Annotated in this window: 18 protein-coding genes; 12 read left to right on the top strand and 6 right to left on the bottom strand. The window is 61.7% G+C overall.

Features of this window, described 5'->3' with window-relative positions; all coding sequences use genetic code 11:
• Positions 1-221: 221 nt before the first annotated feature.
• The 3 genes from J3O30_RS03130 to J3O30_RS03140 form a co-directional block, all read right to left on the bottom strand.
• Positions 222-587: a VOC family protein gene (locus tag J3O30_RS03130; RefSeq protein ID WP_207582842.1), complete on the bottom strand. Its 366-nt coding sequence runs from the start codon at positions 585-587 to the stop codon at positions 222-224.
• Positions 588-774: 187 nt separating this feature from the next.
• The gene (locus J3O30_RS03135) at positions 775-1,476 is read right to left on the bottom strand and encodes an SDR family NAD(P)-dependent oxidoreductase (protein WP_207582843.1); all 702 of its coding nucleotides are present in this window, start codon (positions 1,474-1,476) and stop codon (positions 775-777) included.
• A gap of 54 nt (positions 1,477-1,530) precedes the next feature.
• Entirely contained in the window at positions 1,531-2,238 is a 708-nt protein-coding gene (locus J3O30_RS03140; RefSeq protein ID WP_207582844.1) for a DNA-3-methyladenine glycosylase I, read from the bottom strand.
• Between the two features lie 260 nt (positions 2,239-2,498).
• Here J3O30_RS03140 and J3O30_RS03145 point away from each other — a divergent pair, with 260 nt between their 5' ends.
• The 5 genes from J3O30_RS03145 to J3O30_RS03165 all read left to right on the top strand — a co-directional run bounded on the left by J3O30_RS03145 (position 2,499) and on the right by J3O30_RS03165 (position 8,990).
• Positions 2,499-4,295 carry an acyl-CoA dehydrogenase C-terminal domain-containing protein gene (locus J3O30_RS03145; RefSeq protein ID WP_207582845.1) on the top strand — a complete coding sequence of 599 codons (1,797 nt, stop codon included), beginning with the start codon at positions 2,499-2,501 and terminating at the stop codon, positions 4,293-4,295.
• Between the two features lie 199 nt (positions 4,296-4,494).
• Positions 4,495-5,703: an acetyl-CoA C-acetyltransferase gene (locus J3O30_RS03150; protein WP_207584248.1), complete on the top strand. Its 1,209-nt coding sequence runs from the start codon at positions 4,495-4,497 to the stop codon at positions 5,701-5,703.
• Positions 5,704-5,705: 2 nt separating this feature from the next.
• Entirely contained in the window at positions 5,706-6,089 is a 384-nt protein-coding gene (locus J3O30_RS03155; protein ID WP_207582846.1) for a cupin domain-containing protein, read from the top strand.
• A 16-nt stretch (positions 6,090-6,105) separates the two neighbouring features.
• Positions 6,106-8,319 (top strand): 3-hydroxyacyl-CoA dehydrogenase NAD-binding domain-containing protein, encoded by a 2,214-nt coding sequence (locus tag J3O30_RS03160; protein WP_207582847.1) that lies wholly within the window; start codon positions 6,106-6,108, stop codon positions 8,317-8,319.
• Between the two features lie 461 nt (positions 8,320-8,780).
• Positions 8,781-8,990, top strand: a complete 210-nt coding sequence (locus tag J3O30_RS03165) for a cold-shock protein (protein ID WP_003545273.1) — start codon at positions 8,781-8,783, stop codon at positions 8,988-8,990.
• A 156-nt stretch (positions 8,991-9,146) separates the two neighbouring features.
• Here J3O30_RS03165 and J3O30_RS03170 read toward each other — a convergent pair whose 3' ends face one another.
• Positions 9,147-9,647: a MarR family winged helix-turn-helix transcriptional regulator gene (locus tag J3O30_RS03170; protein ID WP_207582848.1), complete on the bottom strand. Its 501-nt coding sequence runs from the start codon at positions 9,645-9,647 to the stop codon at positions 9,147-9,149.
• Between the two features lie 58 nt (positions 9,648-9,705).
• Here J3O30_RS03170 and J3O30_RS03175 point away from each other — a divergent pair, with 58 nt between their 5' ends.
• The 3 genes from J3O30_RS03175 (at position 9,706) to J3O30_RS03185 (ending at position 13,317) form a co-directional block, all read left to right on the top strand.
• Positions 9,706-10,110, top strand: a complete 405-nt coding sequence (locus tag J3O30_RS03175; RefSeq protein ID WP_207582849.1) for a GFA family protein — start codon at positions 9,706-9,708, stop codon at positions 10,108-10,110.
• Positions 10,111-10,231: 121 nt separating this feature from the next.
• Positions 10,232-10,696: a nuclear transport factor 2 family protein gene (locus J3O30_RS03180; protein ID WP_207582850.1), complete on the top strand. Its 465-nt coding sequence runs from the start codon at positions 10,232-10,234 to the stop codon at positions 10,694-10,696.
• 263 nt (positions 10,697-10,959) lie between these two features.
• Positions 10,960-13,317, top strand: coding sequence for a methyl-accepting chemotaxis protein (locus tag J3O30_RS03185; RefSeq protein WP_207582851.1), 2,358 nt, complete (start codon positions 10,960-10,962; stop codon positions 13,315-13,317).
• Positions 13,318-13,377: 60 nt separating this feature from the next.
• On the opposite strand, the gene J3O30_RS03190 is transcribed toward J3O30_RS03185, so the two are convergent.
• Complete coding sequence (locus J3O30_RS03190) at positions 13,378-14,571, bottom strand: MFS transporter (protein WP_207582852.1); 1,194 nt, start codon at positions 14,569-14,571, stop codon at positions 13,378-13,380.
• Positions 14,572-14,761: 190 nt separating this feature from the next.
• Here J3O30_RS03190 and J3O30_RS03195 point away from each other — a divergent pair, with 190 nt between their 5' ends.
• Positions 14,762-15,319, top strand: a complete 558-nt coding sequence (locus J3O30_RS03195) for a TetR/AcrR family transcriptional regulator (protein ID WP_207582853.1) — start codon at positions 14,762-14,764, stop codon at positions 15,317-15,319.
• Between the two features lie 3 nt (positions 15,320-15,322).
• Here the strand turns inward: J3O30_RS03195 and J3O30_RS03200 are convergent, their stop codons facing one another.
• On the bottom strand, positions 15,323-18,826 hold the full coding sequence (locus J3O30_RS03200) for a hybrid sensor histidine kinase/response regulator (RefSeq protein ID WP_207582854.1): 3,504 nt from the start codon (positions 18,824-18,826) through the stop codon (positions 15,323-15,325).
• 222 nt (positions 18,827-19,048) lie between these two features.
• Between J3O30_RS03200 and mscL the strand changes: the two genes are divergently transcribed.
• The 3 genes from mscL (at position 19,049) to galE (ending at position 22,212) form a co-directional block, all read left to right on the top strand.
• Positions 19,049-19,486, top strand: coding sequence for a large conductance mechanosensitive channel protein MscL (gene mscL / locus J3O30_RS03205; protein ID WP_207582855.1), 438 nt, complete (start codon positions 19,049-19,051; stop codon positions 19,484-19,486).
• Positions 19,487-19,815: 329 nt separating this feature from the next.
• Complete coding sequence (locus J3O30_RS03210) at positions 19,816-20,982, top strand: pyridoxal phosphate-dependent aminotransferase (protein ID WP_207582856.1); 1,167 nt, start codon at positions 19,816-19,818, stop codon at positions 20,980-20,982.
• Between the two features lie 195 nt (positions 20,983-21,177).
• Positions 21,178-22,212, top strand: coding sequence for a UDP-glucose 4-epimerase GalE (gene galE / locus J3O30_RS03215; RefSeq protein WP_207582857.1), 1,035 nt, complete (start codon positions 21,178-21,180; stop codon positions 22,210-22,212).
• Positions 22,213-22,220 lie beyond the last annotated feature (8 nt).

The following is a 22,220-nucleotide window of genomic DNA, read 5'->3' on the forward strand; positions in this document are numbered from 1 at the left end:
AGTCAATTAGACTTTCCTCAAGCTGGACGATGTAGCGGCATCCCTGGGAAACGCGACACTGGGAAAAGGAATGCGGATTGCTACTGCTCAATCCGCACCTTTCACGAAACGTGGTAAACAAGCCGTTAATGTCGATGAGAATTTTTTAACGTTTGTGTTCCAAACGCCGTTTTAGGCGGCAATTGCCCCTGAATTCGTCACATCGAATGGCGGTGGGGCGCTTAGGTCGGCCGCTTATATTGCAGCTCAATCTTCACGCCTTCGGGGCCATAGACGAAGATCTGGCCGAGATCGGTGTCGGGAATATCGTAATATTCATAGCGATAGCCGCTCGCCTTGATGCGCTCCAGCGCCGCGCCGAATTCGTAGAGGCTGAAGGCGACATGATTGAAGATGCCGGGCGGAAAATCGGTGCTGCGTGACGTCAGGCTGAGATGGATGACCGGGCGTTCGTCCAGATAGAGCCAGTGGCCGGGCGAGTCGAAGGGTGGCCTATAGCCTTCCTCGACGCCGAGCACGGCGTTGAGGAAGCCGATCATACGAGAGGCATCGCGGGTATCGATCGTGACATGGTCCAGGCGCTGCATCGGTGTCCTCCGAGAGCATGATGCCGAAAAGTGTGAGCGGTTTTCGGACGGCATCATGCTCTAACCATTGAATCTGGACCAGGATGATTTTAGGCCATCCGGCCTAAAATCATCCTGGTCAGCTCCGGCGACGAAACATAGTCTGTCCATCGTCGCCGCGATAGCTGCCTTCTCCGCCGATGGCAGCTCAGAAATTCTCCGTCCAGGGCCGGACTTCGACCTCCAGCGACCATGCGCTGCGGTGCTGGCGAAGCACGTCGATATAGGTCTGGGCGATCGCCTCCGGCGAAAGCGTGCCATCCGGCTTCTCCGCCCGGTCCGGCCGCATCTGCGAGCGCACCGCGCCGTCGATGACGAAATGCGCGACGTGGATGCCCATCGGCCCAAGTTCACGAGCCGCACTCTGGGCAAGGCCGCGCAGCGCAAACTTGCCCATCGCGAAGGGGGCCGATTGCGCATAACCCTTGACGCTCGCCGAAGCGCCGGTGAACAGGATGGCGCCGCGGCCGCGCGGTATCATCCGCTGCGCCGCCTGCTGCGCCACCAGAAAACCGCCGAAAGCGGTGGTCGCGATCGCCTTTTCGACATCGGCGGGATCGAGTTCGGCCAGCGGTCCGCGCAGGCGGGCGCCGGCGTTGAAGATCACCACGTCAGGTCCGCCGATCGCGCCGGCAGCCTCTTCGAACAGCGCTGCAACGCTTTGCGGCTGCGAGACGTCGGCGGTAAAGGCGCTGGCGCCGGTCTGCTCGATGAGCAGCTGGAGCTTTTCGACATTGCGGGCGGCAAGCCCGACCTTGACGCCGAGCGCCGACAATTGCCGTGCAAGCGACGCACTGATGCCGGAGCCCGCGCCGACGATGAGGGCGCTCTCATAGGGAAAGTCGGTCATGATATCCTCCTCGATGAATCGTCCGGAAGACGTAGGAACTCCGAGCGGCCTGCGCTACTGCCCGTGCGAATTTCCGTGCGTGTGCGCCGCATCGATCGAATAGGCGCTGATGCGCGACAGGAGGATGAAGGAAAGGCCAGTCTCCTCCGCCCAGTCGTTGAAGGCCTGCTGGATCAGCGGCTGGTCCTTCTTCGCCATGCCGGAGGAGGAGAGCGGCACACCGGCCGATCTCAGGCAGGCGAGCACGTCGATCGTGCTGACGAAGCTGTCACGGCCGATGCCCCGCAGGAAATATTGCCCGGTCATGCCGCCGAGCCGGCTGCCGCGTTTCCCCAACAGGTCGAGAAGGCCGATCTGGTTCTCCCGCGGCCAGTCGGCCAAGAAGACGCCGGCACTGCCGTGTTCCCGTGCCAGTTCGCGGATGAAGGCGGCATTGGCGCGAACCGACATGATCTTCGCACCGTTGCGGATGATCCGTTCGTCCGAAGTCAGGTCATGCCAATAATCGTCGGGCGCGATATTCAGCATAGCCGCCTCGAAGCCGGAAAACGCCGCCTCGAAACCCGGCCACTTCGCATCGATCACCTTCTGGACGAAGCCGCTGTAGAAGATGCGCCGGGTCATGTCTGCGAGGATGCGGTCGTCGGGCATGGTGCGCAGCCGGTTGTGATCCGGCCTATGCTTCTCCAGCAAGGCCTGCAAAGCGGCGGCTCCGCCCTTCCGCTGCTCCGCACGCTGCCTTATCGCCTCGAAACTGATCATCCCGACCATCCTCCCCTGGCATTCCCGAATTGCGGGTTGAAAGACGCTTGCGTTTATACGCCGTTCCACGATGGACAAGGAAGGGGAGACGACGTCTCGTGCCTTTCGGGCCCTTCATCGCCCGCAGACTCGTCATGACAAATTTTTTCATGAAAGGCGGCGAAGCGGCAGAATTTGACGTTTACGCAAACGTCAATATTTTGTAAGACAGTCCCCGAGGCCGTCGCGACCCGCGCAGTCGAATGGGAGGAAATCCAGAGATGCCAGTCTACAAGGCCCCGGTGACCGATACGCTCTTCGTCCTGAACGACGTGCTGGGCCTCGAACGCTACAACAATCTTCCCGGTTTTGCCGACGCGACGCCTGACATGATCGAGGCGATCCTCGGCGAGGCTGGAAAGGTTGCAGAGGAGGCTCTCTTCCCGGTGAATTATTCCGGCGATCAGGAAGGCTGCCATCGCCACGACGATGCCAGCGTCTCGACGCCGAAGGGCTTCAAGGAGGCTTACAAGGCCTATCGCGAAGGCGGCTGGATCGGCCTTGCCGTGCCCGAGGAATTCGGCGGGCAGGGGCTTCCCTATACGCTGCATACCGCCGTCGGCGAATATACCTCCGCCGCCAACATGTCGCTGATGATGTATCCGGGCCTGACGCAAGGCGCGATCGCCGCGATCCTCGTCCATGGTTCGTCCGAGCAGAAGAGCACCTATCTGCCGAAGATGGTGGACGGCTCCTGGACCGGCACCATGAACCTCACCGAGCCGCATTGCGGCACCGATCTCGGCATGCTGCGCACCAAGGCGGTGCCGCAGGCCGACGGCAGCTACAGGATCTCCGGCCAGAAGATCTTCATCTCTGCCGGTGAGCATGATCTCGCCGACAATATCGTCCACCTGGTGCTTGCCCGCATCGAAGGCGCGCCCGAGGGCACCAAGGGCATCTCGCTGTTCATTGTTCCGAAATTCCTCGTCGGCAAGGACGGCGCCCTCGGCGCCCGCAATGCTGTCTCCTGCGGCGCGATCGAGCACAAGATGGGCATCCACGCCAACGCCACCTGCGTCATGAATTACGACGAGGCGACGGGTTTCCTGATCGGCGCCGAAAACCGCGGCCTCAACGCCATGTTCGTGATGATGAACGAGGCCCGACTGATGGTCGGCCTGCAGGGCATCGCCATTTCCGAGATCGCCTATCAGAACGCCGCCAACTATGCCCGCGACCGTATCCAGGGCCGCTCGCTGTCCGGTCCCAAGGCGCCGGATAAGAAGGCCGATCCGATCATCGTTCATCCCGATATTCGTCGCACCTTGATGACCATCCGCGCTTTCAACGAGGGTGGCCGGGCCTTTCTGCTGTGGACCGCGCTCAAGTCGGACATTGCTCACCGTGCCACTGACGAGAAGGAGCGCCAGACGGCTGACGATATTCTCGGCCTCGTCACCCCGATCCTCAAGGGCGTGATGACCGATAAGGGCTTCGATCATGCTGTCATGGCCCAGCAGGTTTTCGGCGGCCACGGCTATATCGAAGAACACGGTATGAGCCAGTATGTGCGCGATGCCCGCATCGCCATGATCTATGAAGGCGCCAACGGCATTCAGGCGCTCGATCTCGTCGGCCGCAAGCTCGCCTTGAACGGCGGCCGTGCCGCCATGGCGCTGTTCAAGGAGATCGGCGATTTCTGCGAAGAGAATCGGGACAATGAAAAACTGTCCTTCTTCACCAAGCATCTGAAGAAGGGCTTGAACGACGCCCAGGGCGCGACCATGTGGTTCATGCAGAACGCCATGGCCAAGCCCGACAATGCCGGCGCCGGCTCGACTGATTACATGCACCTCTTCGGCCTTGTCGTTCTCGGCTATATGTGGGCAAAGATGGCGAAAGCCGCCGAGGACGGCCTTGCATCCGGCGATGGAACCCGTGAGGATTTCCTGAGGAATAAGCTGGTGACCGCCCGCTTCTTCATGGAACGCATCATGCCAGAAACCGCGCTTCGCAAGACCCGTATCGAAGCCGGTGCAGACACGATGATGGAACTTGCCGCCGAAGCGTTTTGACGAATTCCCCCTTCTCCCCTGCGTGGAGAAGATGTCCGAAGGACAGATGAGGGGGTGAGCGACGAAGGAGCGAACGGCCGCGCGCAAGCAAGGTCGAGTTTGCCGCGAGCGCCCTCTCATCCGACCTTCGGCCACCTTCTCCCCGAGGGGAGAAGGGGAGTTGAAATTCACCGGCCTCGCCGCCGATAGGGAGCAGAACATGACCGAGGTTTTTATTTACGACCACGTCCGCACGCCGCGCGGCCGCGGCAAGAAGGACGGCGCCCTGCATGAGGTGCCTTCCGTGCGCTTGGCGGCCAAGACGCTGGAAGCGATCCGCGACCGCAACGGGCTCGATACCACGACCGTCGACGACATCATCATGGGCTGTGTCGATCCGGTCATGGATGCCGGTGCCGTCATCCCCAAGGCAGCCGCCTTCGAAGCCGGTTATTCCACCAGGGCGCCCGGCATGCAGATCTCCAGATTCTGCGCCTCCGGCCTCGATGCCGTCAATTTCGGCGCCGGCAAGATTGCCCAAGGGGCCGACGACATCGTCATCGCGGGCGGCGTCGAAAGCATGTCCCGCGTCGGCCTCGGCATGTCCGGCGGCGCCTGGTTCATGGATCCCTCGGTGAATTTCCCGGCCTATTTCATGCCGCAGGGCGTCTCCGCCGATCTGATCGCCACCAAATATGGTTTCAGCAGAACCGATGTCGACGCCTACGCCGTCGGGAGCCAGAAGCGCGCTGGACATGCCTGGCAGCAGGGTTGGTTCGACAAGTCGGTCGTGCCGGTCAAGGATCAGAACGGCCTGACGATCCTTGATAAGGACGAGCATATGCGCCCCGGCACCGACATGCAGGCGCTTGCCTCCCTCAATCCCTCCTTCCAGATGCCCGGCGAGATGGGCGGGTTCGAGGCCGTCGGAATCCAGGCGCACCCGGAAATCGAGCGCATCAACTATGTCCACCATGCCGGCAATTCCTCAGGCATCGTCGATGGCGCCGGCGTCGTCCTGCTCGGCTCCAAGGCAGGCGGTCAGAGCATGGGCATGAAGCCGCGCGCCCGCATCAAAGCCTTCGCCAATATCGGCTCCGATCCGGCCCTGATGCTGACCGGACCGGTCGATGTCACCGAGAAGCTGCTGAAACGGACCGGCATGCGCCTTGCCGACATCGATCTCTTCGAGTTGAACGAGGCCTTCGCCGCCGTGGTGCTGCGCTATATGCAAGCCTTCGACATCGACCACGACAGGATCAACGTCAATGGCGGCGCCATCGCCATGGGTCATCCGCTCGGCGCCACCGGCGCGATGATCCTCGGCACGGTGCTGGACGAGCTCGAACGCCGCGACCTCAACACCGCGCTGGTGACGCTCTGCATCGGCGCCGGCATGGGTACCGCGACGGTTATCGAAAGGGTCTGACGATGAGCTTCAACACCGGCACGATCGAAACCGAATATGCCGAGGTCACCGAGCACTGGTCGCCCCGCGTCATTGCCGATCTCAACGGCCAGAGCGTCAAGCTCGCCAAGGTCCGGGGCCAGCTCGCCTGGCATTCTCACCGCGACGAGGACGAGCTTTTTCTCATCTGGAAGGGCGCGCTGACCATCGAATATCGCGACCGCCCGCATGTGCACCTGAACGCCGGCGATTTTCATGTCGTGCCGAGGGGCGTAGAGCATAATCCGGTGGCGGAGGAGGAATGCTGGATCGTGCTTTTCGAGCCATCGCAGACCAAGCATATCGGCGATGTAGTCACCGAAAAGACGAAGACAGTCGACGCGCAGCGCAGCCATTTGCCGGCCTGATCGGGGAGGAAACCCAATGACCTACATAAATTTCACGCTCGAAACCGACGCCGACGGCATCGCTCTCGTCACCTGGGACATGCCCGGCAAATCGATGAACGTCTTCACCGCGGAGGTGATGGCCGAGCTCGACGCCATCATCGATGCCACCACCACTGACGCCGCCGTCAAGGGTGTCGTCATTACCTCGGGCAAGTCCTCCTTCTCCGGCGGCGCCGATCTGTCGATGGTCAAGTCGACGTTCACTTTCTACCAGGATGAGAAAGAAAAGAGCCCGCAAACGGCCGTGCAGAAACTCTTCGACATGGTCGGCAGCATGACCGGCCTGTTTCGCAAGCTCGAAACATCGGGCAAGCCCTGGGTCTCCGCCATCAACGGCACCTGCATGGGCGGCGCCTTCGAAATGTCGCTCGCCTGCCACGGCCGCGTCGTCTCCAATGCCAAGAGCGTCAAGATCGCGCTGCCCGAGGTCAAGGTCGGCATCTTCCCCGGCGCCGGCGGCACACAGCGTGTGCCGCGCCTGGCGAACGCCCAGGATGCGCTGCAGATGATGACGACGGGCCAGTCGCTGACCGGCTCCCGCGCCAAGGCGATGAACCTCGTGCATCAGGTGGTCGAGCCGGACCAACTGATCCCCGCCGCGAAGCAGATGATCAAGGATGGCCTGAAACCGGTTGCCCCCTGGGACGAGAAGGGTTTCAAGGCGCCCGGCGGCGGCATCTGGACGCCGGCTTCAGCCCAGCTCTGGCCGGCGGCGCCGGCGATCCTGCGTCGGGAGACATCGGGCAATTATCCGGCAGCGCTTGCCATCCTGAAATGTGTCTATGAAGGCCTTCAGGTGCCGTTCGACACCGGCCTGAAGATCGAGCAGCGTTATTTCACCGAGGTGGTGCAGACCCGCGAAGCCTTCTCGATGATCCGTTCGCTGTTCATCTCCATGCAGGAACTCGGCAAGGGTGCGCGCCGTCCGGCCGGTCACCCGAAGACCGAGCTGAAACATGTCGGCGTCGTCGGCGCCGGCTTCATGGGCGCTTCGATCGCCTATGTTACGGCCGCCGCCGGCATTCCGGTGACGCTGATCGACCGTGACTTGGAGGCTGCTGCCAAGGGAAAGGCCGTCTGCGAAGGTCTCGTCAAGGATTCCGTCGGTAAGGGGCGATTTACGCAGGACGAGGCCGCAGCCCTGCTCTCTCGCATCACGCCCTCGGCCGATTACGCCGACCTCACCAATGCCGATCTGGTCATCGAGGCGGTGTTCGAGGATCGCCAGGTGAAGAAAGCGGTGATCGAGGCTGTGGAAGCCGTGCTGCCGCAAGGAGCGATCTTAGCCTCCAATACCTCGACCCTGCCGATTACCGGGCTGGCGAAGAATTCCAAGCGCCCGGCCGATTTCATCGGCATCCATTTCTTCTCGCCGGTGGAAAAGATGATGCTGACCGAGGTCATCCTCGGTAAGGAGACCGGCGACAAAGCGCTGGCCGTCGCTCTCGACTATGTCGCGGCGATCAAGAAGACGCCGATCGTCGTCAACGACACCCGCGGCTTCTTCGTCAATCGCTGCGTGCTGCGTTACATGTCGGAAAGCTACGACATGCTGATCGAAGGCGTGCCGCCCGCGATGATCGAGAATGCCGCCAAGATGGCCGGCATGCCGGTGGGTCCGTTGGCACTCAACGACGAGGTCGCCATCGATCTCTCGCTGAAAATCCTCAAGGCCACGGCCGCCGATCTCGGCGAGAAGGCGATCGACCTCAGGCATATGGAACTGATCTCCCGCATGGTGGAAAAGGAGGGCCGCTTAGGCCGCAAGAATTCCAAGGGCTTCTACGATTATCCGCCGAAACCGGCCAAGAAATCGCTTTGGCCCGAGTTGAAGAGCCTCTACCCGCAGAAGAAAGCGGATGACGTCGACATCGCCGTTCTCAAGCAACGCTTCCTTGTCACCATCGCGCTCGAAGCCGCCCGCACCGTCGAGGAAGGCATCGTCACCGATCCGCGCGAGGCCGACGTCGGCTCGATCCTCGGCTTCGGCTTCGCGCCCTATACCGGCGGGGCGCTGAGTTATATCGACGGGATGGGCGCGAAGGCCTTCGTGGAACTGGCGGAGAAGTTAGCTGAGGCTTACGGAGACCATTTCAAGCCGACGTCATTGTTGAAAGACTTGGCCGCCAATGGTGAGACTTTTTACGGACGGTTCGATCCCTATGCAGGGGCGAAGGCAGCGGCGTAAGCCGTTTCGCGGTGTGGGTTTTGAGGGGGCAATCTTTACCGTCATACCGTGGCCGCCCCCTCTGCCCTGCCGGGCATCTCCCCCACAAGTGGGGAGATTGGCTGGGCGCGAGGATCTCCCCGAATCTTGTCCGTCACGGCTAGTCGCAGGAGAGGTCCGGTGGGCGTGCTACTTGCCGATCTCCCCACCTGTGAGGGAGATGCCCGGCAGGGCAGAGGGCGCCGCCGCGGCACGACGGCAAAGACCCTTTCGCCCCAAGAGCACGAACTCGACTTTTCCGTGTTGCGGCCTTGTCACGGACACAATTTCCGATTAAACGTTCACGCATCGATCTTGCTAGATGAACTTTGAAACGACGCTCGCGTCGTTCCTGGCGAACTTCCTCCAAAATCGGTTTTCATCGCCGCTCGGCATTTGCCCGGGCGGCAATCTTCTATGAACGATTCGAAAAGGATATCGTCATGAGCACAGGTACCGTTAAGTGGTTCAACGCAACCAAGGGCTTCGGCTTCATTCAGCCGGATGACGGCGCTGCCGACGTTTTCGTCCACATCTCGGCCGTTGAACGCGCCGGCATGCGTGACCTCAAGGATGGCCAGAAGCTGTCTTACGAGCTCGTCCGCGACAACAAGTCCGGCAAAATGTCGGCAGACCGCCTCCAGGCGGCTTAAGTTTGGCGCGTCCTCTCGGACGCGTGGAGCTTTGAATATCATCTCCGGATCGTGACCACGGATGTACTGGCACGGTTCGTTGAGATGGCAGGGAAGGTCGGGTTAGCCCGGCCTTTTTTATTTGCGTCAGCCTCGGCCGTATCACCGCAAGGCCAATCAGCCTCCGGGCGCCCCGTCAGCCTCCAGCATCTCCATGACCCGCAGCATCACCGCCCGCGCCGCATCGAGCTCGGCTGACGTAAACGCAGCACCCAGCCCGTCCGCCCATCCGGCCTGCGCCACCTCGATTACCCCCAGCCGTGCGGTCCCTTCCGCCGTCAGCCGCACCAGCTTGGCCCGCTGGTGCTGCGGGTTCTCCGCATAGGCGATCAGCCCTTCACCCTCCAGCACATCGGCAAGCCGTTGCACGCCCTGGCGAGCGAGGCCGAGCGCGCGGGCGATCTGCGCCACCGACATGTCGCCGCGCCTTGCCGCGGCCAGCACCTGCCAGCGGGCGCTTGTCTGTCCTGCAGGCTTTGCCAGCTGGTCGCCCGCCGCCGTCAGATGGCCGGCCAGGCGAAGGGCGGTGATTGCGAAAGCGGAAAAGGCATTCCCTTCCATCGTCCGCTCCGGTCGATTCTGTTTGACAACATGTTGTCTATTTTGTATCTCATTCATAGTGACAACATATTGTCATATCGAGGCACTGAACGCAATATTGAAGGAGGAGCGCGCCATGAAGAAAACCTACAAGGGAAGCTGCCACTGCGGCAGAGTGCACTACGAGGTGGATATCGACCTCGAGGAGGGCACCGGCCGCTGCAATTGTTCGATCTGCGCCAAGCGGCGCTATTGGGGCGCCAACGTCAAGCCCGAGGATTTTCGTCTGACGTGCGACGAGGCGGAAACGGCTGACTACCAGTTCAACACGATGAGCGGTCACCACCGCTTCTGTCGCACCTGCGGCGTGCCCGCCTTTGGCGACGGTTATGTCGAGGCGATCGGCGGCGCCTATGTCTCGATCAACATCGCCTGCCTCGACGATATCACCCCTGAGGAACTGGCAGCACTGCCGGTCCGTTATTACGACGGCAGGCATGATGCCTGGTGGAACGAACCGGCGGTGACGAGTTATCTCTGAGGCGATTCCGGCAAGACTGCGCGGCGGTTTTGCGTCCGGAATTACGAAAACGGAAATGCATCCTTGTCGGATCGTCCTCTTGCCGTTCGTCCTCTGTCTATAACGGAAAAGGAGAACGGTTGTGAAAGACGAAGCCAATGTCAGGCACGAAGAAGAGGCGATCATCGCCATGCTGATGATGCGGGCCAAGGCGCTCAGCGAAAAGAACGCCGAGGAGGCGCTGTCCTATGAGGTCGAGGATTCCGTCGAGTTCTCGCTGGCGCCGCCGCTCGTCAGCAATGGCAAGGACGCGGCCGGCCTACAGGCCTGGTTCGATACCTGGGAAGGCCCGATCGGCGGCGAAGTGCGCGATGCCAGATTGACGGTCGGCGGGGATGTCGCCTTCTGGAGTGGTCTCCTGCGCATGACCGGGACCAAGACCGATGGGGCCGAGGTCGATCTCTGGTTCCGCCAGACCCTCGGCCTCGTCAAGCGGGATGGCCGCTGGCTGGTTGCCCATCAGCACGCCTCGGTGCCCTTCGCCATGGATGGCAGCGGCCGCGCGCTGCTCGATCTGAAACCGCAAAGTGCAGACCCTGTTGAATAATTCCGTTGCCGGTCAAGCATGTCGCACAGACCGCGCAGCGGTTTTACGGCAAAGACATACGCAAAAAACAAAGACCTAAAGCGCGAGGAGCGAATCTGAAAGATCGCGACGCGCTTTAGAGAATAAGAACTTTGTTTTAATCAAATTTTGCAAGCATGGAGATTGGGAGGCCTTCAGTTTCTGCTGGATGACGGTTGTTTATACGTGCCGGCGAATTGGACTTAAGGCGTGCGTCAGTACAGCAGCGAAGGCGGGCGGAGAACATGCTTTTCAAGTCTACGACAAGTCGCAATCTTTTTTCTGTGGCGGCCTGTGGCGTCATCGCCGTTATTGTCGCTTCCAGCGTCATTTTCTATCGGTCCTATACCGAAATTCGCGGCGGCAGCATCGAACAGATGCGCCAGATCGCGACGGCCGAAGCGCTGAAAGTCGAAAAGAATATCGGCGGTACCGTGCATATCGTCGACGGACTTGATGTCGTGCTGACCACGATGAAGCAGATGGGCGACACCGATCGTGCCAGGGCGGACAAGGTCTTGCTCAACCTGCTGCAAGCCAACCCCCCCGTCCTTGGGACTTGGACCGGATGGGAGCCGAATGCTTTCGACGGCAAGGACAAGGATTATGTCGGCAAGGAAGGACACGACGCGACGGGCCGCTATGTGCCCTATTGGGTGCGGAGCGGGGGGCAGATTACCCATACCGCGTTGACCGATTATACCGTGGCTGGAGCGGGCGACTACTATCAGCTGCCGTTCACGCAGCGCAAAACCGTTTTCATCGAGCCGTATTCTTATGCGATCGATGGAAAAGACGTCTTGATGACCTCTGTCACCAAGCCGATTGTCATCGACGGCAAGGCGGTGGGCGTTGCAGGCCTTGACCTTTCGCTTCAGGACACCAACAAGGCGCTGTCAGCCGTTCGACCGATGGGAGCGGGCTTCCTTGGCCTGGTGACCAGTGCCGGCAAGATCGTCAGCCATCCGGATGCAGGCCTCATCGGCAAGAGCCTTTCCGAGACGGGAGCAAAGACTGCGGAGTGGGATCGTCTTATCGCCAATCCCGGTGTTGAGCGTGAGGTGACCAATGAGGACGGCAGCGTATCGCTGGCGATTGCGGTCGCGGTCAAGCTTGCCGAGAGCTCGGATTGGTATGCGATCGTTTCGGTCCCGAAGGCAACACTCTTCGGGCCTCTGTATGCGGTGGTGCGGGATGCCATTCTCGCAACAGGCTTGGCGGCCTTGCTGCTCGGCGTCGCCGGTTGGCTGATCGCACGTCGGTTCGTCGGTCGGATTTCCAGCGTCATCGGCGAGACTGCCGAGATTGCCGCAGGTAAACTCGATGTGAACCTGAAGGACAGCGACGCGAAGGACGAAATCGGCGACCTGTCGCGCTCGCTGAAGGCGCTGCTGGAGGGCAATCGCGAAAAGGCGCGGCTGGAGGCCGCGGCAGAAGAAAACCGCGCGCTGCAGGAAAAGGAGCGTGCAGAGCGCGCTCGGATCGACCAGGCCCAGGAAGCCGACGTCAAATTCGCCGTCGGTGAATTGGCGCTTGGCCTGGCGAAGCTTGCCGAAGGCGACATGACGAGCGCACTCGAGCATCCTTTCGCTGCGACGCTTGACGAGACCCGCATCAATTTCAACGAGTCGGTCGTCAAATTGCGTTCGGCGCTGGTGTCATTCTCGCAAAATGCCGAGGTCATCCAAAGCGGCACCGAGGAGATCCGTTCTGCGGCCGACGATCTTGCGCGGCGTACGGAACAGCAGGCTGCCTCCGTTGAAGAAACTGCCGCGGCGCTCGAGCAGATCACCACATCCGTCAAGGATTCCACGGCGCGTGCCGAAGAAGCAGGATCGATGGTTGTTCGCACGAAGGAAAATGCCGAACGGTCCGGCCAGATCGTGCAGCGGGCTGTCGAAGCGATGAACGACATCGAACAGTCGTCCAAGTCGATCTCGAATATCATCGGCGTCATCGACGAGATCGCCTTCCAGACAAACCTGCTTGCGCTGAATGCCGGCGTCGAGGCCGCGCGCGCCGGTGAAGCCGGCAAGGGCTTCGCCGTCGTCGCCCAGGAAGTCCGTGAGCTGGCGCAGCGCTCGGCTGGCGCAGCCAAGGAGATCAAGGCGCTGATCGGCGCTTCGGGCGGCCAGGTGCGACATGGTGTTGCCCTGGTGCGCGAGACCGGCGATGCCTTGGACGGGATTGTTCAAGAGGTGCAGCAGATCGACCGCAATGTCCACGCGATCGTTCAATCCGCACGCGAGCAGTCGACCGGCCTTCAGGAAATCAATACCGCCGTCAATCAGATGGATCAGGCGACGCAGAAGAATGCGGCCATGGTGGAGGAGTCGAATGCGGCAGCCCACACGCTCGCGACCGAAGTCTCTGCCCTGTCCGGACGGTTGGGCCAGTTTCGCCTCGATACCGGCATGGGCATGACGTCGGCAATATCGCGTTCGAATGCGCCGCGTTCGATCGCCGCTCCGAAAATCGTATCATCGCACACGTCCATCCCTGTTCCCTCTCCGGCCCGTGCGTTGAAGAAGACGCTGGCGACCGCTCTCGGTGGCGGCTCAAAGGCAACCGCTCCGGCCGACCACGGCTGGGAGGACTTCTGATCCGTTCGGTTCAGCGGAACGGAGACGGTTCCCTCGCCACGGCTGGTCGCCGTCATGCCCTCACGCGGCCGCCTTCCGACGGCCGGCGCGAAGCCCCAGTAGTCCGACGCCCATCAGCAACAGGATGGCCGTCGCATAGATATCCGTCGTCAGCGCATATCCGGCCGATTTCGCCAGGAACCCGGCAAGGATCGCCGGCAGGCTGAAGGCGAGATAGCTCTGGATATAGAAGGCAGACAAAAGCCCGGCCCGCTCATCCGCCTTGGCGAGCGGCATGATGGTGCCGATCGAACCGAGGAAATTGGTTCCGAAACCGGCGCCGGTGAAGACCGTGCCGATGAGAAGCAGCGGCACATTGGCGAGATGCACGCCGGCAACGACCGTCAAAATACCGAGCGTTTTGGCCGACACGCCGAAACCGAGATTGGCCGAGGCCGACTTGCTGCGTCTGAGATAGACGGCGCTCGCCCCGCTCGCCATCAGCGCAGTCACGACGGCCCCGCCGGTCAGCGGCGCGCCGCTACCGGTGGTGCTGGCGACCAGCGACGGGACCAGCGAGAGATAGAAGCCGGCGAGCGTCCAGTTGGCGATGTTGATCGGCGTCACCAGCGACAGTGGCCGTTTCACCTGCTGGGGAATGGCGACCCTGGGGATCAGCGAACCGAGCGCGCCCGGCCGCGTGCCGCCGGTCTCGTGCGTCAACCAGATGCCCGCTGCCAGCAGCGTGAAGGCAAGGAGCAACAGCGCATAGGTGAGATGCATCGGGAAGGGGCCGTATTGGATCAAGGCGCTGGTGCCGACCGCCCCCACCGCCATGCCGCAAAGCGGCGCGATCGAATTGACGATTTGCCCCTTTGCCCGGTCGACATCGACGAGCGCCGCGCCGATCGAGGCGCCGGCGATCCCGGTTGCAATACCCTGGACGATCCGCGCCGCGATCAGCCAGCCGGGCCCGTTGGCGACGACGAAGAGCGCCATGGCGATGATTTCGAGCACGAGGGCGAAAAAGATCACCGGCTTGCGGCCGAGATGGTCGGAGATCGAACCGGCGGTCAAAAGCGCCGCCAGCAGCGCGAATGCGTAGATCGCGAAGACCACCGTGATCAGCACAGGCGAGAGCGAGAAATTCTGCTGATAGATCCGATAGAGCGGCGTCGGCGCCGCGGAGGCGCCGAAGAAGGTGGCGAGTGTCAGCGCATGAAAACCGATCGAGGGCCTCTGCGCATTCCCGGTGGATTTGGCTGCGGCGACCATATATAAGCCCTCTTAAAGCTAAGCCGTTGCGTTAGCTCCATGTAGGGCGAATGCATGGTAAAGGCAAATTCTTTGCGTTCATGGTTCTGTCAAAGATTTTGAACCATGGTATGCCTGTCGCCCGGAAGTGTGCAGCGGTTCCGGAATAACGACATGCATAAAACAAAGAAACGAAAGTTGGATTGCAGGCATGGCGGTAAAAGAGAATCTCCGTCCGGGCGGCAGAAGCGCGCGGGTTCAGGCATCGGTTCACAAGGCGGTCCATGAGCTGTTGGCCGAGATGATCCGCGCTGAGGTGACGATCCCGCTGATCGCTGCCAAGGCGGGTGTGACGCCGTCGACCATCTATCGCCGTTGGGGTGACCTGCAGGCGCTTCTTGCCGACGTTGCCGTCGAGCGGCTGCGGCCGGATATGCAGCCGGTCGATGCCGGCAGCGGTAAGGCGGACCTCGAAGCCTGGGCCGAGCAATATGCCGAGGAAATGTCGTCCGGGCCGGGCCGCGAGATGATCCGCGACGTGCTGGCGGCGCAAACGGGCGCAAATGCCTGCAAATGCTGCGAATATACCCGCCAGCAGATCGTCGTCATCGCCGAAAGGGCGAAGGCTCGTGGTGAGGTCTTTCCGGATCTCGACCGCGTCATGGATCAGGTCGTGGCGCCGATCATGTACCGCATCCTGTTCGGAGACGTGCCGGATGCGGCGCGGGTCCGTGATCTCATCGCGCGCGTCATGGACGCTGCGGACTGACTCTTACTCCGCGGCCGCGCGCTTCAAGCCGGAAATCTGGGTAATATAGGCGCGCAGTGCTGCCGGCCGCACCGGTTTGTGCTGAACGGCGATGTCGTATTTCTCGGCCTCGCTGCGCACCTCCGGCGTGCGGTCGGCCGTAATCATCAGCGCAGGAATGTCGGCGCCGAACTGCCGGCGAAGATGCAGGATTGCGGCAATCCCGGTGCCGTCGTCGAGATGATAATCGGCGATGACGAGATCCGGCGGCCCGCCATGGCCGTCGCTCGATATCACCTCGGCGAGACTATCCAGCGCCTCCACCTCGCAGCCCCAGCCGTTGAGCAGCAGCCGCATACCTTCGAGAATCTTTGGTTCGTTATCGATGCAGAGGATCTTCAGCCCCTTGAGCGGCTGTCCCGGACGGTCGGCAGCAGTGGTTGCCGCTGTAGCCTCCGCGGGGCGCGAAATGTCGAGCGGCATGGAGATGCGGAATTCCGTGCCCTTGCCATGCGTCGAGTGCAGTTCGACCGGATGGTTGAGCACGCGGGCGATGCGGTCGACGATCGAAAGACCGAGCCCGAGGCCGGAGGCGGTTTTGGCGCCTTCGTCCAGCCGGGCGAATTCCTTGAACACCGTGCGGAATTTCGACGGCGGAATGCCGATTCCGGAATCGATTACCTGAATGATCACGTGGTTGCCGCGCCGCCGCGCTCCGACCAGCACCTTGCCCGTGTTCGTGTATTTGATGGCATTGGAAACGAGGTTCTGCACCAGCCGGCGCAGAAGATTGGGGTCGGAGCGCACCCGAAGCGATGTCGGCATGACCACCAGCTTCAGCTGTTTCTCGCGGGCAATCGGCGCGAAATCGGTCTCGATCCGCTCCAACAGGTCGGAAAGTGCCACGGCGGCAAGCCGCGGCCGCATGGCGCCGGTATCGAGCCTGGATATATCGAGCACGGCGCCAAGAATGGTTTCGACCGATTCCAGCGCGGAATCGATGTTGCGCACGATCGGGCTGTTGTCTGATTGCGCCATGCGCTCGACCAGCGCCGAGGAATAAAGCCTGGCGGCGTTCAGCGGCTGCAGAATATCGTGGCCGGCAGCGGCGAAAAAACGGGTCTTGCCGATATTCGCCTCGTCGGCGGCGGCGCGCGCCTCGGCGAGTTCGTGGTTGACGCGGGTCAACTCGGCGGTGCGTTCGGCGACGCGCTGCTCCAGCGTCTCATTCGCCTGTTTCAGCGCCTGGTCAGCGCTGACGCGCTGGGTGATGTCGGTGAAGGTCGCGACAATGCCCTTGTCGGGCATGGCGTTGGAGCGGACCTCGATGATCCGCTCGCCGCCGCTGAGCACCAGTGCGAAGGGTTTGTCCAGTGTCAGGAAATGCCGTACCGTCTGATTGAGATCGCCGGGCGCGATGTCGCCGCGCTCACTCAGCGTGGTGACAATGTCGGCGAGGGGAAAACCGACCTGGCCGGCACTTTCCGGCAGGTCCAGCAATTGCCGGAAGCGCCGGTTCCAGATCGTCAGCCGGTTGGAACTGTCGAACACCGCAATGCCTTGATCCATCTGCGAAAGGGCGGTCTGCAGCATATCCTGGTTATATTGCAGCGCCTCGCTTGCCTGGTCGAGCAGCCAGGCGGTGTCGGAAGAGGCATCCTCGATCTTCTGCAGGATCAACGACAGCACCAGCCGGGCCGAGGACGAGCCGATGGCGCTGCCGAGCAGCTGCTCGCTGAAATGGATGAGCGCCATGTCGGCCGGCTGTTCGTCCCCTAGCTTGCGGCCGGAGCTTTGTTCGTAAGTCGTCAATGAGCGCTGCATGCGCTCTTCGCCGAGATAGCGCGAGATCGCCGCTTTGAGATCGCCGACGCTGATGCGGGTCTTCCAGCCGCGCGTGGCAAATTGCGAGCGCGAATGCCGCTTGACGAAGATGCCGGCCTGGATGCGTTCTAGCGGCCGGGCATTGCGGGTGAGCGAGCCGACGACGAAGAAGGCGGTGTTGACGAGCAGGCTCATCGCCGTTGCATTGACCAGCGGATCGGCGTCGGCTGCGCTGAACAATGTCGTCCCGGGAAAGATAAAGCCGAGCACGGCGCTCGCCACATAGGAATAATCGGGACCGCCGAGCGATGGCAGGAACAGCAGGTAGATCCAGATGATGAAGCCGGAGGAAAGCCCGAGGATCGCGCCGCGCGCATTCGCCCGCCGCCAGATCAGCCCGCCGATGAGGGCAGGGGCGATTTGCGCGATCGCGGCAAAGGAAAGAAGGCCGATCGAGGCCAGGCCGGCGGTGCTGTCGGTCGAGCGGTAATAGGCGTAGCCGAACAGCAGCACGGCGAAAATCGCGCTGCGGCGGATGTTGAGCAGCGTCTTGGCGAAATTGTCGCGCTGGCTGGCGCGGCCGGCGAGTTTGCGCCTCAGGAAGATCGGCATGATGATATCGTTCGACACCATGATCGACAGCGCCACGGAATCGACGATGACCATCGCCGTTGCGGCGGAGAAGCCGCCGATGAAGGTGATCAGCGACACCACAGGCATCTCACCGGCAAGCGGCAGCGACAGCATGTAGAAATCGGCGTTGCCCGCGCCGCCGAAGGTCAGCAGTCCGCCGATCGCCACCGGCAACACGAAGAGATTGATGGCGATGAGGTAGGTGGGAAACAGGAAGCCGGCGAGTTTCAGCTGTTTCGGCGTTCGGTTTTCGACGACCGTCACGTGGAATTGCCGCGGCAGCAGGATGATCGCGAAGGCCGAGAGGAGGATCAGCGTGATCCAGCGGCTGATCGGCGTATGGTAGTTGAGCGCCGACATGACCAGCTCGTTGTCGACAGTCTTCTGCCAGAGATCGGTCGGGCCATCGAAGAGAAACCAGATGACGCAGACGCCGGCGGTCAGGAAGGCGACGAGCTTGACCACGGATTCCATCGAGACTGCGAGGATCAGGCCGTCCTGGTGTTCCGTCGCATCCGTATGCCGCGTGCCGAACATGATGGCGAAGCAGGCAAGCACCAGCGTCGCGATGAGCGGCAGGTCCAGGAAGTAGAGATTGCCGCTGCCGATGCCGTAATCGGACGGGTTGACCATGGCGCTAACGGTGCTGGAGATCGCCTTGAGCTGTAGCGCGATATAAGGAATGGTGCCGATCAGCGAGATCAGCGCGACGATCGTTGCGACCGTCGGGTTTTTGCCGTAGCGCGCGGCGACGAAATCGGCAACCGAGGTGAGCTTCTCGGCCTTGGCGAGCTCGATGATCCGGCGAAGCAGCGGCATGGCGAGCGTGAAGACCAGGATCGGGCCGATATAGATGCCGGCAAATTCCAGGCCGCGCTGCGCCGCAAGCCCGACGCTGCCGAAATAGGTCCAGGAGGTGCAGTAGATCGCCAGGCTCAGCGCATAGACCACCGGCCATCCGCCTTCGAGCCCGCCCTGGCCGCGCTTCTTGCGGTCGCCATAGCTTGCCACGGCGAAAAGCAGGAGCAGATAGCCGAAGGCAGACGCGAATATGACCCAGCCTGGAAGCATTGACCCTCCGCCGGCGGAAAGCCCGCCGGGACCTCCCGCAACTTGGAGCAGCTTAAGTCATTTCAGGTGCTTTGAAAATTCCTGCCCGTCTAGGCCTTAAGTCAAAGACCGCCAGAGGTATCGCCAAATAATTGCGATTGCCGATTGATTAATTGCAGTGAAGATGTAGCTAATAAAATCCATCGTATACTCTCTGAAATGGATCGAAGGGGGACGGATCCGATGCTCAACGACTTCAAGGCCTTTATCGCCCGCGGCAATGTCATGGATCTTGCAGTCGGCGTCATCATCGGCGGCGCCTTCGGCGGCATCGTCAAATCCTTGGTCGACGACCTGATCATGCCGATTGTCGGCGCCATTTTCGGCGGCTTCGATTTCTCGAATTACTTTCTGCCACTTGCGTCGGCCGTCAACGCGCCGACGCTTGCCGCCGCCCGCGCGCAAGGGGCGGTCTTTGCCTATGGCAGCTTCCTCACCGTTCTGATCAACTTCCTCATTCTCGCCTGGATCATCTTCCTGATGGTCAGGGGCGTGAATTATCTGCGCCTGCAGGTCGAGCGCCAGGAAAAGGCCGCACCGGAAGAGCTGCCCCCGCCGCCCGCCGACGTCCAGCTGCTGACCGAAATCCGCGATCTCCTCGCCAAGCGCCCGACGGCCTGATCGTGGCTGAAGGCTGCCCCTCACCCTAGCCCAACCGGGGGTCGAGCCGCTGGTCTCGACCCGTCCTTCGGACCCCCGTAAAAAACGGGGAGAGGGGACGTGCCCTGCGAGAGCTTACCGAGGAACGGAGAGGTCGCGGCACACCCCCTTCGCTCCGTTTACAGGGAGCAGGGGCCGGCAGGCGGATGAAGGGCGAGCGTGGATCTCCTGGCGTGCTTCACCACGCCGGCGCGGCCCGACCATTCATCACGAAAATCGATATTCCATCACTGGATATCATGGGATTTGCCGACGCAAATCCACTATGAAGGCGGAAACCGGAGATATGCATGTCGATCGTGAAGAGCCTCAGCCCGCGCGCCATAGCGGCGCCCGAAAGCGGGATCGTCGAAGTCGTCAACTATGCCCGTGGCCGCGAAGGCCTGCTGCCGCTCTGGGTGGGTGAAGGCGACCTGCCGACGCCTGATTTCATCAGCAGAGCGGCGATGGCCGCGCTTGCTTCAGGCGAGACCTTCTACACATGGCAGCGCGGCATTCCGGAGCTTCGCCAGGCGCTTTCGGATTATTACTTCAGACATTTCGGAATCCGGCTTCCGGTCGAGCATTTCTATGTCACCGGTTCCGGCATGCAGGCGATCCAGATCGCCGTGCAGACGCTGACCTCGCCGGATGACGAACTGGTTTACTTCACCCCCGCCTGGCCGAATATCGCTGCCGCCCTCGAAATCTCGGGCGCGCGCTCCGTCGGCGTCGAGCTGCAGTTCGAAGGCGGCAAATGGGCGGTCGATCTGAACCGCGTCGAAGCTGCCATCACGCCGAAGACCAGGGGCATCTTCGTCAACACGCCGTCGAACCCCACGGGCTGGACGGCGACGAAGAAGGATCTTGCCGACATCCTGGCGCTCGCCCGCCGGCACGATCTCTGGATCATGGCGGATGAAATCTACGCTCTCTATTATTTTGCCGGCGGTCGGGCGCCTTCTTTCCTCGATGTGATGGAGCCGGACGACAAGATCCTCTTCGTCAATTCCTTCTCGAAGAACTGGTCGATGACCGGCTGGCGCGTCGGTTGGATCGTCGCCCCGCCCGAGATGGGCCAGGTGCTCGAAAACCTCATCCAGTATTCGACATCGGGCGTGGCGCAGTTCATGCAGAAGGGCGCCGTCGCAGCTCTGAATGAAGGCGACGATTTCGTCGCTGCCAATATCGCCAAGGCGGCCCGCTCCCGCGATATTCTCTGCGACGCGCTTGTCGCCACCAACCGCGTCGAGACGCTGAAACCGGACGGCGCGCTTTACGCCTTCCTCAAGATCGACGGCGTCGCCGACAGCCGCAGCGCCGCCATCGATATCGTCGACAAGACAGGCGTCGGCCTTGCCCCCGGCACCGCGTTCGGCGCTGGCGGCGAACTCTTCCTGCGCGCCTGTTTCCTGCGCGACCCTGCGCAGGTGGCGGTCGCGGCCGAGCGTCTCTGCGACTATATCCTCAAGCGTTGAGAAGCGGCTCGATCGGGCGATTTCGTGCCGGAATCGCCCGATCGATAAAACTTGAACAAAGCCCGAAATCGGCCTCTAACCACAAGTCCAAACATACCGGTTCAAAGGGCCTCGAACGGCCATTCGATAAGAAAATTGGAAAGAAAAACCGGGCCTGATGCCCCTGCTTATCAAACGAAAGCAGGGATGCGGGTCATGGCGGTTTTGGTGACGGGCGGCGCCGGATATATCGGCAGTCACATGGTTTGGGCGCTGCTCGATGCAGGTGAAGATGTGGTCGTGCTCGACCGCCTCTCCACGGGCTTTCGCTGGGCCGTGGCGCCGGCGGCGCGCTTCTATCTCGGCGACGTCGCTGATGCCGACATATTGAAGAAGATCTTCATCGAAAACGATATCGAGGCGATCATCCATTTCGCCGGTTCCGCCGTTGTCCCGGTCTCGGTTGCCGATCCGCTCTCCTATTATGACAACAACTCAGGCAAGACCCGGGCGCTGCTTTCGGCCTCGGTCGAGGCCGGGATCCGAAACTTCGTCTTCTCCTCGACGGCGGCCGTTTACGGTCAGCAAAAGACCGACCTTCCGGTGAAGGAGACGGCCTCCCTCAATCCGGAAAATCCTTACGGCCAATCGAAGCTGATGACCGAGTTCATGCTGCGCGATGCCGCCGCCGCCTATGATTTCAACTACGTCGCGCTGCGTTATTTCAACGTCGCCGGCGCCGATCCTGATCACCGGGCCGGCCAGTCGACCTCAGGCGCCACCCACCTCATCAAGGTTGCCTGCGAGGCGGCGCTCGGCAGGCGCGACAGCGTCAGCGTCTATGGTATCGATTATCCCACCCATGACGGCACCGGCGTGCGCGACTACATCCATGTCACCGATCTTGTCGATGCGCATCTGAAGGCGCTGCAGCATCTGCGCAGGGGCAAGGGCTCGCTCGTTGCCAATTGCGGTTATGGCAGCGGCTATTCCGTGCTCGACGTGCTGAACATGATCACGCGCCTGCACGGACATTCCTTCAAGATCCACATGGCGCCGCGGCGCGCCGGCGATTCGGCCAGCGTCGTCGCCGATGCTTCGCTCGCCCGGCAGGTGCTCGACTGGAGGCCCCGGCACGATTCGCTCGAAACCATCGTCCAGAGTTCGCTCGACTGGGAAATCTTCCTGTCGAACAGAAACGTCGACGACCTGCACAGCATCCACCGGGCACTGGCAGCCGCTTCGTTCTGAGTGGTGCT

The sequence above is a fragment of the Rhizobium sp. NZLR1 genome (genome assembly GCF_017357385.1).
Lineage (GTDB): Bacteria > Pseudomonadota > Alphaproteobacteria > Rhizobiales > Rhizobiaceae > Rhizobium.